This window comes from Ensifer meliloti, from assembly GCF_030064585.1.
GTDB lineage: Bacteria > Pseudomonadota > Alphaproteobacteria > Rhizobiales > Rhizobiaceae > Sinorhizobium > Sinorhizobium meliloti.
This window is the reverse complement of sequence record NZ_CP120364.1, coordinates 300,173-313,218: the sequence shown is the minus strand read 5'-3', so window position 1 is coordinate 313,218 and position 13,046 is coordinate 300,173. Positions and strand designations below refer to the sequence as shown.

The 13,046-nt window shown below is 62.1% G+C and carries 12 protein-coding genes and 1 pseudogene; 1 reads left to right on the top strand and 12 read right to left on the bottom strand.

The genetic code is table 11. The features are described 5' to 3' along the window. Positions 1-8 precede the first annotated feature (8 nt). The 9 genes and pseudogenes from ytfR to PZL22_RS01300 all read right to left on the bottom strand — a co-directional run bounded on the left by ytfR (position 9) and on the right by PZL22_RS01300 (position 8,771). Entirely contained in the window at positions 9-1,526 is a 1,518-nt protein-coding gene (ytfR, locus tag PZL22_RS01340) for a galactofuranose ABC transporter, ATP-binding protein YtfR (protein WP_004434594.1), read from the bottom strand. Positions 1,527-1,622: 96 nt separating this feature from the next. After that, entirely contained in the window at positions 1,623-2,585 is a 963-nt protein-coding gene (gene ytfQ / locus PZL22_RS01335) for a galactofuranose ABC transporter, galactofuranose-binding protein YtfQ (RefSeq protein WP_004434596.1), read from the bottom strand. A 152-nt stretch (positions 2,586-2,737) separates the two neighbouring features. Next, positions 2,738-3,784 (bottom strand): glutathione synthase, encoded by a 1,047-nt coding sequence (locus PZL22_RS01330; RefSeq protein WP_004434598.1) that lies wholly within the window; start codon positions 3,782-3,784, stop codon positions 2,738-2,740. An 11-nt stretch (positions 3,785-3,795) separates the two neighbouring features. Continuing rightward, positions 3,796-5,685, bottom strand: a complete 1,890-nt coding sequence (locus PZL22_RS01325; RefSeq protein ID WP_004434601.1) for a flavohemoglobin expression-modulating QEGLA motif protein — start codon at positions 5,683-5,685, stop codon at positions 3,796-3,798. Continuing rightward, positions 5,682-6,539, bottom strand: a complete 858-nt coding sequence (locus PZL22_RS01320; protein ID WP_284718411.1) for an N-formylglutamate amidohydrolase — start codon at positions 6,537-6,539, stop codon at positions 5,682-5,684. Before PZL22_RS01320 ends, PZL22_RS01325 begins: the two co-directional genes overlap by 4 nt. 39 nt (positions 6,540-6,578) lie before the next feature. Next, on the bottom strand, positions 6,579-6,791 hold the full coding sequence (locus tag PZL22_RS01315) for a hypothetical protein (RefSeq protein WP_004434611.1): 213 nt from the start codon (positions 6,789-6,791) through the stop codon (positions 6,579-6,581). A 163-nt stretch (positions 6,792-6,954) separates the two neighbouring features. Beyond that, positions 6,955-7,116, bottom strand: a complete 162-nt coding sequence (locus tag PZL22_RS01310; protein ID WP_267902874.1) for an exopolysaccharide biosynthesis protein — start codon at positions 7,114-7,116, stop codon at positions 6,955-6,957. A 103-nt stretch (positions 7,117-7,219) separates the two neighbouring features. Next, positions 7,220-7,612, bottom strand: a pseudogene (locus PZL22_RS01305) (exopolysaccharide biosynthesis protein); the annotation flags it as partial. Between the two features lie 67 nt (positions 7,613-7,679). After that, a complete protein-coding gene (locus tag PZL22_RS01300; protein WP_127597536.1) occupies positions 7,680-8,771 on the bottom strand; it encodes a glycosyltransferase family 4 protein in 1,092 nt (363 codons plus the stop codon). A gap of 264 nt (positions 8,772-9,035) precedes the next feature. Between PZL22_RS01300 and PZL22_RS01295 the strand changes: the two genes are divergently transcribed. Then, positions 9,036-9,482 carry a YqaA family protein gene (locus PZL22_RS01295; protein WP_004434625.1) on the top strand — a complete coding sequence of 149 codons (447 nt, stop codon included), beginning with the start codon at positions 9,036-9,038 and terminating at the stop codon, positions 9,480-9,482. Between the two features lie 46 nt (positions 9,483-9,528). Here the strand turns inward: PZL22_RS01295 and cueR are convergent, their stop codons facing one another. The 3 genes from cueR to PZL22_RS01280 form a co-directional block, all read right to left on the bottom strand. Further along, entirely contained in the window at positions 9,529-9,972 is a 444-nt protein-coding gene (gene cueR, locus PZL22_RS01290) for a Cu(I)-responsive transcriptional regulator (RefSeq protein WP_004434628.1), read from the bottom strand. 63 nt (positions 9,973-10,035) lie between these two features. Continuing rightward, the gene (locus tag PZL22_RS01285) at positions 10,036-12,519 is read right to left on the bottom strand and encodes a heavy metal translocating P-type ATPase (protein ID WP_004434636.1); all 2,484 of its coding nucleotides are present in this window, start codon (positions 12,517-12,519) and stop codon (positions 10,036-10,038) included. A 266-nt stretch (positions 12,520-12,785) separates the two neighbouring features. After that, positions 12,786-12,938 carry a heavy-metal-associated domain-containing protein gene (locus PZL22_RS01280; RefSeq protein ID WP_127516288.1) on the bottom strand — a complete coding sequence of 51 codons (153 nt, stop codon included), beginning with the start codon at positions 12,936-12,938 and terminating at the stop codon, positions 12,786-12,788. Positions 12,939-13,046 lie beyond the last annotated feature (108 nt).

The window sequence follows — 13,046 nt, the reverse complement described above, 5'->3', positions numbered from 1 at the left end:
GATCGGAATCAAGACGCTTCCCTCCCGTTGGTCGCAGCGATCGCTTCGACGATCCGATGTGCAGTCAATTGAGCGCCATCGAGTTCGGCGACGTGGGCGTGGTCGCGAAGGACGACCACCCGCGTGCTGTAGGCGACGAGTTCTTCTATTTCCGAGGAGATGACGATGAGTGACATGCCCTTCTCGCGCAGGCTCTCGATGAGTCTGATGATTTCCGCATGCGCCCCGACGTCGATGCCGCGCGTCGGCTCGTCGAGGATGAGCAGTTCCGGTTCGGTCGCGAGCCAGCGCGCCAGAATGGCCTTTTGCTGATTGCCGCCGGAAAGCAGCCTGATCGGTTTCTCGCGATCCGCGGTGCGGATATCGAGTGCCCGGATGTAGTGGTCCGCGAGCCGGTTCTGCTCCGCGCGCGGAATCGGGCGGGTCCAGCCGCGCCTTGCCTGAAGGGCGAGCACGATATTCTCGCGCACAGACAGGTCGCCGACGATGCCGGCGGTCTTGCGGTCCTCGGGGCAGAAGCCGAACTTCTGCCGGATTGCGGCACGCGGCGAGGAAAGATCGACGGTCCGGCCATCGATCTCGGCCGTACCGCTATCGGCGCGATGGGCGCCGAAGAGGATTTCGGCGGTTTCCGTCCGCCCCGAGCCGAGCAGGCCTGCCATGCCGACAACCTCGCCGGCGCGGACATCGAGATCGAAGGGGTCGATCTTTCCGCGGCGGCCAAAGTCTCGGAAACGGTAGCGTGGCTCACCCGCGACCGCGTCGGAATGGGCGGAATGGATCTCTGTCGCCAGTTCCCGACCGATCATCATTGCGATCAGCTCGCGCCGGTCGAGATCGGCCACGTTGCGCGTGCCGACCAACTGCCCGTTCCGCAGAACGGTGATGCGATCGGAGATGGCGTAGACCTGTTCCAGGAAGTGGGTGATGAAGATGATGCCGAGCCCGCGTTCCTTGAGGCGGCGTACGATGCGGAAGAGCATCTCCACCTCGTGCGCGTCGAGGCTTGCGGTCGGCTCGTCCAGAATCAGGACCTTGCCGGAAAGATCCACCGCCCGGGCGATGGCCACGACCTGCTGGATCGCCACGGAATAGCTCGCGAGATCACGGGTGACGTCGATATCGAGTTCGTATTCCGCGATCAGTTCCCGCGCCTTGCGATTCATGGTGCGCGTGTCCACCATGCCGAAGCGGCGGGGCTGCCGTCCGAGAAAGAGGTTCTCGGCAACGGTGAGGTTCGGCAGCAGGTTGACTTCCTGGTAAACGGTCCCAATGCCCAGCCTCTGGGCATCGAACGTGTCGCGCGGGTCGGCCTCGGCTCCGTCGAGCAGCACGCTGCCGCCATCGCGGCGATAGGCGCCCGTCAGGCATTTGATGAGCGTCGATTTGCCGGCGCCATTCTCCCCGAGGAGCGCGTGAACCTCGCCGCGCCGCAGGTGAAAATCTACCCTGTCGAGCGCCTTCGTGCCGGGAAAGCCCTTTTCGATCCTTGTGGCCGAAAGGATATTGTCACTGCTGGTCTGCATGGCTGCCGTCTCTGGAATGCCGCCCGACGAACGAGCGGGTGTCCGTTCGATGGAATGGCCCGCGGCGGCTGCCGCGGGGCCGAGCGCTGAGCGGGATCAGTAGCCGAGGCCTTTCTTTTCTTCGTAAACCTTCATCGGGTCATCGGCCTGCGTGTAGAGTTTCGATTCCGTCTGGATCCATTTCGGCGGCTCTTTGCCGTCCTTGAGGAAGGCAGCAAGCGCATCGAAGGCGGGGCCCGCCATGTTCGGCGTGAGCTCGACCGTCGCATTGGCTTCGCCGGCAGCCATCGCCTGGAAGATATCCGGAACAGCGTCGATCGAGACGACGAGGATGTCCTTGCCCGGCTTCAGACCGGCTTCCTTGATCGCCTGAATCGCACCCACCGCCATGTCGTCGTTATGGGCGTAGAGAGCACAGATGTTCTTGCCCCCGTCCTCGGCCTTCAGGAAGCTTTCCATCACTTCCTTGCCTTTGGTCCGGGTGAAGTCGCCGGTCTGGCTGCGGACGATCTTCAGATTGTCGTTGCCGGAGAGCGCCTGCTCGAATCCCTTCTTGCGGTCGATCGCCGGCGAGGAGCCGGTGGTGCCCTGAAGTTCGACGACGTTGCACGGCTTGCCCGCGACGGTATCGACGAGCCATTTGCCGGCCACGCTGCCTTCGTGGACGAGATCGGAGGTGACCGCCGTCAGATAGAGATCGTCGGAGGCGTCGACGGTGCGATCGAGCAGGATAACTGGGATCTCCGCATCCTTGGCCTCCGCCAGGACTTCATCCCAGCCGGTCGCGACGACCGGAGCGAGAAGGATGGCGTTTACCCCCTGCGCGATGAAAGAGCGGATCGCCTTGATCTGGTTTTCCTGCTTCTGCTGCGCGTCGGCGAATTTGAGGTCGATGCCGCGCTCTTCCGCCTGCTGCTTCGTCAGCGTCGTTTCGGCTGCGCGCCAGCCGGACTCCGATCCGATCTGAGAAAAGCCGACGACGAGTTCGGCGGCCGAAGCGCTGCCGAAAGTGCAGGCAGCAAGGATCGTTGCACTCGCAAGTGCCTTCACGATTTTCATGATTTCCTCCCAAAGAAAGCTGCTCTTCCATGCAGCTGACCGAGAAAAAATCATACTATATTACTTTTGTAAACTCACTTTTATTCACGCCGGGACGGGCCGGTGGATTCGCCCACAGATCGTGCAGTGCGTGACATCCCGAAGGCACCTCCTCAAAGGACCGCCAATGTGCGGTTCGGAATGGCCCCGCGGTAGAGCTCCTGGATTCGCACTTTGTTTTCCAGCGCGATGATGATGTCTTCGCTGAAGTCCACACCGTGAAGCGCTGCGATCTCGGGAAGCCCCCCCGGCGTGAAGACATTGGCTTCCAGCACCTTGTCGCCGACTATATCGAGCCCGACCAGGAACATGCCGTCTTCGATGAGCTTGGGACGAAGCCGTTCCGCGATCTCGAGGATCTCAGGCGTAACCGTCGCGGCTTCGGGCGTGCCGCTCACATGCATGTTCGAGCGTACGTCGCCCTTGGCAGGAACGCGCCGGAAGGCGGCATAGACGCCGTGGCGCTCGAGCGGCCTGCCGTTCAACAGGAACAGACGAATATCGCCGGCGACCGCGTCGGGAATGTAGTTCTGCGCGATCAGGTAGCCGCCGCCGCTGGCGACCTCGAAGATCTGGTTGAGATTGGCCTCGTCCTTGGAGTTGATCTTGAAGACGTTCTTGCCGCCGGACCCTTGCAAGGGTTTCAGGATAGCCCCGCCCGGATGATCCTCGATGAAGCTGCGGATTTCTTCGATGCTTCTCGAGATCAGGCTGGTTGGCCGGATAATCTCGGGGAACTCCTGAAAATAGAGCTTGTTTTGCGCGAGCGACAACCCGTCCGGGTCGTTTACGACCAGAATGCCGCGCGCGGCGGCGAGCCGCCCGAAATTCGCGCCGACATAAACCGCCCAGGGCCGCGTGTCCGCGTCTTCGGAAGGGTCGTTCCGCAGAAAGAGCACCTGCACCTCACGCAGATCGAGCGTGCTGATCTGCGCCTGCTCGCCCTTGAGCGCTGTGAGCAGCGTCTCCGGCTTTTTCGGCTTCGTGCCCTTCAGGGTCGTTGCGCGGATCGACAGGCTGTCATCCTGGCGCAGCACGAAATCGCCCGGCGTGACGTAGCAGACCTCGTGGCCGCGTGCGAGCGCGGCAAGCGCCAGCCATGTCGTCGTATAATAGGGGGCTTCGCCTTCGATGGAGTTGACGAAAAAAGCGATGCGCATGTGTGCCGCTCCTATTGCCGCAGCATATCGAGTGGAGCCATCCGCCCGCGCGCTCTGGCAAGCCGCGACGGCGCTTCCGGACCATCCAGAAACATAGGCCGAACCGAAGGACCGCCGAGCAGCCCGCGGGCATGCAGTTCCTGCATTACGGCAAAATGGGAAGCGGCGATCTTGCCCATCCAGAAGGGCTCGAGCGCGCCCCCTGCTGCGAGATGATCGAGCAGCTGCAGAAGGCCCCGCAGGTAGATCGCGTCCTTGACGAGACCACCGCCGCGATAAACGCGCAGAACAACATTGAAGGCGTCCGCCCTCTGGAATCCGTGTTCGTCGACGAGCAGGCGGTAGACCTCCGGCAAGGAAGCGCCATCGATCATCGCGGCGCATGCGAGCACGCGGGCGGCGAGGAGACGCAGCCGCTCGCTGGTCATTCCCCCCGAAAGATATTCCGCGAAGACCGCAAGGCCCTCCTGCATTCCTTCATACCCGGCAAGGCCGGAGCGAAACAGGCGAAGCCCCTGCGCCGATCCATTGAAATAGGTCAGGAGGTGAACGCCGATTTCGTGGCTGAGGATCGGATCGACGCGATCGGGCTCCATGATCGTGCTGCGCGCGATCAGGAGCCGCCTTCCCGAAACCAGCAACCCGGCGGGAAGATCGTCCCGCACCTCCACGAGCGCTTCGAAGCCGGCGTAGCGCTGGGCATATGCGGCGATCATCTCGCCCGCCCGCATTTCGACGAAATGGCTGTCAACACGGCGTTCGGCGGGTGCTTGCGGTTGCGCGGCGACCTTCTGGCTGCGGGCGAGGACCTCTTCGGCCGCGCTGAGGAGGTTCGGCTCGACCGGACCGTACAGTGCACGGCCGAACTCGATGAACTTCCTCGTTTCACGGGCGGAGAGCATCGTCAGCTGCAGATCGACTTCCTGCTGCTTTTCACGGTAGAGTTGATAGAGCACCGGGTCTTCGAGGTGATCGAAGGGGATCGAGAACAGCGTCTTCTTTGCGGCTTCGATCTCGATGATCAAAGGCCGGTAGAGGAAACGCGGCGCGCGCGCGAAATCGCTTGCCGTGAATTCGCTCCAGGCGGCTTCCGCATTTATCGGCGTAACGGCGAGAAGAAAATCGAAGCTGGAGGCGACTTCGTCGATGCTGCGGTCGGTCCGCTCCACGGCATCGATGAATGCCTTTCTGCCGAGCGCGCGATGGGTCGGGAATTCGAGGCTGCGCGTCGATCGGGCGAAGGCAGAGAAGGCGTGCAGGGTGGCATCGAAGATGCTCGCGATCAGCCGCTCGCGCACTTCCGGGAAGATCCGGCCGGAATTGTGCTGCCGGTAGACCGGTGCGAAACGAACCCGCATCGAAGGGAATGGCAGATCGAGCGTCTCTCCCTCCAGGGCGGATTCCTGCGGCCATTCATGGAGCTCGACCCGCGGCGTCCGGAACTTCGCGGGGATCGCTTGGACTGCGTCGACGAATGCCATTGCTGCGGCTCGGATATTTCCCTCGGCGCCGGCCATCACTTCGACCTTGAAGGGCGGCAGCAAAGGAGCATTGTCGGTCAAGAGCTCATCCTGGGCGAGTTCGTCCGTTTCGAGCACCATGAAGGCGCCGAAGCGACGCTCGAGCAGTTTTCCGACGGCGGCGACGATAGGTTTCGCCGTGGCAGCGTCCGGTGCGAGCAGGTGAGAGGCGTTTGCGCGCACCACTTCGCGCGCCACAGGTGCCTCGTCGCTGCCTGACAAATGCACGCAGAGAAAGGGCAGGGGCCGGTCGATGTGAAGGCGTCCGCCGCCTTCGAACTCCTTGCGGACAGCTCTGCCTGTCTCGATTGCGGCCAACGCATCCGCCAGCCAATCGGGTGGATCGGCCTCGAGCTGGATGGGTGCGCGCGCAAGCTTCATCGACCTCGCTCCAAAGCGTCGATAAGTGCCGGCAGCGTCGCAGCGAGCAATCTTCTGAGCGCTACGAGCACCTCGGGGCGCGGCTCGCCCGTCCATTCCTCCATGAAGACCTTCTTGAATTCGACGGCGATGGCGCAGCCCGTGTCGGGGAAATGCTCATGGATGAAGCGCGTCTGCTCGCCCCGCCCCTGGAAGGCGATGTTTTCGCGCACGTCCAATGGTCCGCCGGGAAAATCGAAGGAGCGAAGCGCCGCCATGAAGCTGTCGACCACATGCGCCCATTTTCTGCGGTCCATCGAGATGGTGCCGATATTGATGTCCGGCGCATCGGTCGAAAGCGTCGGCTCCGCTTCAGGCCCGGCACGGCGATGATTGTAGCTGTGGACGTCGAGGACGACGAAGCGACCGTGGCAGCGTTCGATACCGGCAAGGAACGATGCCAGCATCTCATAATACTCGTCGTGCACGGAAAGGGATGCATCAACGACGGCCTGCGGCGGTTCTTCCGCCCATACTTGGAGACCCCAGGCCTGTTCCGGCCGCAGGTAGACTGCGCCGCCGCGGGGACGGTTGACGTCGACTTCGAACCGCGAGCGATGGACGATGATCCGGTTGCCGAAGTCGCGGATCAGGAACTCGGTGAAGGGGTCCTCCTCCCGCAGGCGTTCTTCTTCGGAAATCGCGAACATGCGCCGTACCGCGGCGCGCGTGGCATGGCCGTCGTGAATGGCGGTCGCGACGACGCTTGTATCGCCACGGTGCTGGGTCCACCAGGCGGATGTGGCGGGTGGCGTCAGATCCGCCAATAGTTCTGAGGCAAGATTCATGTCCATCGCTTCCGCAGGCGCGTTCATGGACTACAATTCCGGATCGCGATTTCGGTTCCAAGCGCCTCAGGCACGATTGATCGTCGGAAGGAGGAGTTCCACTTCGCGCTGCATCTGCGGCGACAGCGTCTCGATGTTGCTCTTCCAGAAGTCCTCCGCCTCCTTGGGCTCGTTCTCCCAATTCCTAATCGAGGTCTGGTTATCATCGATCACCACTCGGCGATGGCCGCCGAGGCGCAGGTACTCGGTCGCAAGTTTACGTGCGTTCGTCAGTTCCATGGCTGTACTCCAGGTCTTGAGATTTCGGGACGCCAGCCGGCTGCCACATATTCGAAAACGCTCCGGGCTCTTGGACGTTCCCGGTACATTGCGACTTTGATCTTGCTACCGGTTCTTCCGGCCCGGAAGAAAATCCGGTTTGACAATGACTAAGCCGCCAGTCTCACGACGTCAGAAGCCGGTAGGTCAGATAGGCGACGGCGAGGTTCGCAGCAAAGCCGAGCGCCATGAGGAACCCGTTTCTGACCAACAGTCCCAGCCCGAATATGGCGACGATCGTCATCGGAACGTTCGTTAGAAAGGGGACGAATTCGAGAAGGGGAATGGGTATGGCCAGAAAGATGCAAATGAGGCCGGCGAGCCCGTCGAAGCCGCCGAGTTAAAGGGCGCAGTCCGCGCGTCAGCCATGGATCCAGCCAGCGAGACCACTTTTTCATCGTCCTGCCCGTCCCTTCGACAAGCCGGCGAGACAGGGTCTTCCGGCGCAGAAACCGCGGCATCCAGATATGCCGCAGGCCGGCGACGATCTGCAGCGAAACGAAGGCGACGACCACCGCGAGCAGCGTGGACGCTGCCGGAATCACCCCGGCCGGTGAGAGGTTCGCGCCCGCAGCCAGGACCAGAACGGCGCCGAAACTTCGATCGCCGATCAGGAGCAGCAATTCGCCCAGCGACAAAGACGGCTGTCGGGCCGCCCGGCGACGAGCGCATCGGCGAGAGCACCAATCGATGGAGCGTCCTTCCTGTCGCGCCGGCCGCCTGAGCGAACAACATCGGTGGGCCGAGCCTTCATGAACCGATGACGCCTGGCGCGGTCGCATTGTTCGCGTCAGGCGTGGTCCGTCGAAGGCGCAGCAGAAAAATCTTATCCGTCTTCCGATGCGTTCCTCATGCCGCCTCGAGGCCGACTTTCTTGGCCTCGCCTTGCGGCGTGGAGGCGGTCTGCCTCAGGACACCCGGAAGGTTCTGGTAAATGTCTAGATAATCGCGTGTCATCCGTTCGGTGGTAAACCGTCTCTCGAAGCTCTCGCGAACCTTGCGTCTGTCGAGTTCCAGCACGCGTCCGAGGCTTTCGACCGCTTGCTCGACCGTGTCGACCAGGATCCCCGACACGCCGTCGTCGATCACCTCCGGCGCCGAGCCGTAGCGGAAGGCAAGCACCGGAGTGCCGCAGGCCATCGCCTCGATCATCACGAGGCCGAAAGGTTCCGGCCAGTTTATCGGAAAAAGGAGCGCTGCCGCATTGCCGAGGAAGTCCGCCTTCTGGCCTTCGTCTATCTCGCCGATGTATTCGACATTGGAATGGCTTACGATGAGAGGTTCGACAACTGCTTCCCAATAGGCGCGGTCCTGGGCGTCGATCTTCGCAGCGATCTTCAGAGGCATGCCGGTCCGTGCGGCGATCTCGATCGCGCGGTCGGGACCCTTCTCCGGTGCAATGCGCCCGAGGAATGCCAGATACTCGCCAGATCGTCCTTCCCGCAGCGGCAAGACCGTTGGGTCCAGCCCATGAAGCACAGTGCCCCTCCAGTTGACCGGAGGCATCGGCGCTCGCTGATGCTGCGATATCGAAACCAGAGGGATATCCGGGAAGGCCAGATAGAAAGGCTGCAGATCGGGCAGATCGAGGCGTGTATGAAGTGTCGTCACCGTTCTGTCGGCGAAATCTCTGATTAGGGGGAAATGCAGGAATTCGATATGGAAATGCAGAACGTCGAATTGAGGCGCGCGGCGGCGGACCTCTTCCAGCATCGCGATGTGATGGGGAAGGAAATCTTGCACTCTCGGATTGAGCCTGAGCGCGACATCGCAACAGGGCACCAGCTCGGCACTTGTAAGCGAATCCCCGCTGGCAAAAAGGGTCACGTCATGGCCCAGTTTTACGAGTTCTTCGGTAAGGCAATGGACGATTCGCTCCGTGCCTCCGTAAAGCTTTGGCGGGACGCGTTCTGCAAGGGGTGCGATCTGCGCAATTTTCATCGCTCAACTCCTGATATCGAGGGGCGTCGGCAGGACGTCCCTCGGCGATAAGAAGGATGTTCTCACCCCTGCACAATTGCCGGAGAGCCGCTCTTGTTCCGGAGTGCCAGCTGTGCTTGCAGAGTTGGGGCGCGCGCATGCACCTGCGGCTGCATGGGCGGCCGCCATGCAGCCGTAGGGAAGCTGCGCGCGCCACTGCCGGTAGTGATGGTGTGACGAGAAGAACCAAGAGTTTAGGATGATTTCGAAGAGACCTGAACGCAGATGATCGCAGCTTATGTAGGCCTCTTCCTCGTCGCCTTCGGGGCGGCCACCGTCCTGCCGTTCCAGTCCGAGCCGTTGCTGGTGGGGCTGCTCGCTTCAGGCAAGTTCTCGCTCGTGGCACTTATCGCCGTGGCGAGCGTCGGCAATATCCTCGGAGCCCTATGCAATTGGTTCCTTGGGAGGTTCATCGACCGTTTTCACGACAGACCGTGGTTCCCGGTGAAGGAGGCGTCGCTGGAGAGGGCAGGCGAATGGTACCGGCGTTATGGCCGCTGGACGCTGCTTTTCTCCTGGATGCCCCTTTTCGGTGACGCCTTTACCGTTATCGCCGGCGTGTTGCGCGAGCCGCTCTGGTCCTTCCTGATCCTCGTCGCCATCGCCAAGACAGGCCGATACGTCTTCCTTGCCGCGGCCACTCTCGGCGCCAAAGCCGTTCTAGGCTTCTGATGCGCTTACGTCAGCTATATCCGCACGCCTCTCAGTCTCAGTAACGCTATTTCAGCGAGGCGACGCCGAAGCGAGGATTGACCTCCATATTCACTTGGGCGGACGCGTTCGCGATTTCCTCGATGATCGGGCAGTCTGGCCGATCGTCGCCGTGACAATGACCCGCGAGATGCTTGAGAGTTCGCGTCATTTCCTGGATGGCGGCTATCTTGCGTTCCAGTTCCGCGATGTGTTCGAGGGCGACCGCCTTAACGTCGGAACTCGCCCTGGACCGATCGCGCCAAAGGGCAAGCAGTTCCTTGATCTGCTCCACCGAGAATCCAAGATCGCGTGCCCGGCGCACGAAGCGAAGCGTATGGACGTCGTTGTCGCCGTAAGTCCGATAGCTGGACGCGGTTCGAAGGGCGGGACTGATAAGCCCGATCTGTTCGTAGTAGCGGATCATTTTGGAGGAGACGCCGCTGGCTTTGGAGGCTTCGCCGATATTCATGTGTTTCTCTTTTCTGCGAGCGTTGGCGTCCGGTAGCCGGTAGCCAGTCTCGCCTAAGCATTTTTAGGTCGGGTTGACCGATTTCAGCCGCAGCGCATTGCCGAGGACGAAAACGCTCGAGAGCGCCATGGCCCCTGCTGCGAAAATCGGCGAAAGCAGGATGCCATTCACCGGGTAAAGGACGCCGGCTGCGACGGGTATCAGACTAACGTTATAGGCGAACGCCCAGAACAGATTCTGCTTGATGTTCAGGATCGTCGCCTTGCTGAGCGCGATCGCCTTCGCAACGCCGTTCAAGTCGCCGGACATCAGCACGACGTCGGCGCTTTCTATCGCGATGTCGGTTCCCGTCCCGACTGCGATGCCGACATCCGCTTCGGCGAGAGCCGGCGCATCATTGATGCCGTCGCCGATGAACGCGACCGACCGGCCGCCCTGCCGAAGCTTTCTGATCGCCTCGACCTTGCCTTCCGGCAAGACCTCGGCGACGACCTCGTCGATGCCGAGCTTTCTGGCGATCGCCTCGGCGGTGCGGCGGTTGTCCCCGGTGATCATCGCCACCTTGAGGCCGAGCTCGTGCAGGGACCTGATCGCCTGAGGCGTCGTTTCCTTGACCGGATCCGACACTGCGATGATCGCCGCCAGCCGTCCGTCGATGGCCGCATAGAGCGGCGACTTGCCGCTGGCGCCGAGCCGCTCGGCCTCGGTTGAGAAACCGGAAACGTCGATCCCGTTGGTGGCGAGCGCGCGGTCCGCACCGACCAGCACCTGCCGCCCGGACACCAATCCGCTTACGCCAAAGCCGGGCGTCGCTTCGAAGCCGTTGACCGCGGCCGTCGCGATCCCTTTGGACTTTGCCGCCGACACGATGGCCTCCGCGATCGGGTGCTCGGAAAGCGTTTCGAGACTCGCGACGAGGAAAAGCACTTCGTCGGCCTCGAAGCCCTCTGCAGCGACGAGGTCGGTCAGTTCCGGGCGGCCCTTCGTCAAAGTCCCGGTCTTGTCGAGCGCGACCACATCGGCGTCGCGCAGGCTCTGGAGCGCCTCTCCCTTGCGGAACAGGATGCCGAGTTCGGCGGCGCGGCCGGTACCGACCATGATCGAGGTCGGCGTCGCCAGGCCCATCGCGCAGGGGCAGGCGATGATCAGGACCGCTACGGCATTCACGAGGGCGAATAAGAGCGCAGGCGAGGGGCCGAAAGTGTACCAGGCGGCAAAAGTCAGCACCGCTGCGAGAATCACGGCCGGAACGAACCATCCGGTGACCCTGTCGACCAGGGCCTGGATCGGCAGCTTCGAGCCTTGGGCGGTTTCGACTAATTTGATGATCTGCGCAAGCAGCGTGTCGCTGCCGACCTTGGTGGCCCTGAAGGTAATGGACCCGGTCTTGTTGATCGTGCCGCCGACCACCGCGCTGTCGGCCGTCTTCTGGACGGGAAGGGGTTCACCGGTGATCATCGATTCGTCGACATAGGAGCTGCCGTCGATGACCGTACCGTCCACAGGGATCTTCTCACCCGGCCGAATGCGGATGACGTCACCGGCGACGACCTCGCTGATTTGCGCCTCGACGAATTCGCCGCCGCTCAAGACGAAAGCCGTCTTCGGCTGCAGGCCGACAAGCCGCTTGATCGCTTGGCTCGTGCGACCCTTCGCCCGTGCTTCCAGATAGCGGCCGAGGAGAACCAGGGTGACGATGACGGCGGCCGCCTCGTAATAGACATTCGCCGTTCCCGAAGGCAGAACTCGGGGAACGAAGGTCGCAACGACCGAATAGCCCCATGCGGCCGTGGTCCCGAGGACGACAAGCGAGTTCATGTCGGGCGTCCAGCGCAGAAGATTCGGCACGCCCTTTCGGAAGAACCGCAGCCCCGGTCCGAAGAGGACGAGCGTGGCGAGCGCAAACTGAAGGTACAGATTGTTTCGCATGCCGATCGTGCCCATGATCAGCTCATGGACGCCTGGAATGAAGTGTGACCCCATTTCGACCAGGAAGAGCGGAAGGGTCATCAGCGCCGAGATCGTCACCGCGGATTTGAGAGAGCCGAGCTCGGCTGCGCGATGGTCCTCGTCTCCTGCCGAAGCCTCGGCAGGCTTGCCCTTGCGAAGCTCGTATCCGGCACCCCGGACCGTAGCTTCGAGGGCGGACAGATCGACGGTTCCGGAAATCAGGCGCACGGTCGCCTTCTCCGTCGCAAGATTAACGGCTGCATCCGCAACGCCGGGGACGGCCTTCAGCGCCTTCTCTACGCGAGAAACACAGGAGGCGCAGGTCATGCCCTCGATCTGGAGTTCCTCAGTGGCGATCCTCGGCGCGTAGCCGGCTTTCTCGATCGCGTGGAGCACCGCAAGCGTGTCCGGTTCTCCATCGAATTGAACCGTTGCCCGTTCCGTCGCCAGGTTGACACTCGCGGACGCGACGCCCGGCACCGCGGTGATCGCCTTTTCGACGCGTCGGACGCAGGAAGCACAGGTCATGCCCTCGATGCCGAAGTCGGTGGAAACCGGAAGCGGAGCGGCTTTTTCGGTCTTTTTCAGTGCAGTCATCGGAACGTCCTTTCCCAAACTGCACCCTTCATAATCCTTCCAATAATGGGAAGGTCAAGCGCCTTTGCGCGTTTTCTTCCGGCGACGCACAAGATCGTAGTGGGAGTCTTAGAGCAGTTCCAGGAAAGTGCGGACGGTTTTCGGCCCGAAGCGCGTCGCTCTAAAGATTTAGAGCAGTTCAGTGCTTCAATGAAACACTAAACTGCTCTAGCGGTGCACGGCGTTCAGGCCCCTTGGCTGCAGCAGGCGTTGCTGACGGACGCCTTTTAGCCGGCATCCTCGATGGCGGCGACAAAGGCAGCGAGACCAATGTCGGACTCGATCGATGCGGTTTTCGCCAGGAGGTCGACGGTGACCTTGGCGTTCGGATCGACCGATTTCACCGCCTTTTCGACGGCGCTGGCACAGCGCCACAGCATGCATCTTCCAACGATGTCAGGGTCAAGGGAGCACCCGTTTTTATTTTCGGACGCTGCGGCGCGTTCGCCGGGGTCAGCGCCGATGCCGGCCGTTGCTCCATGCAAGAG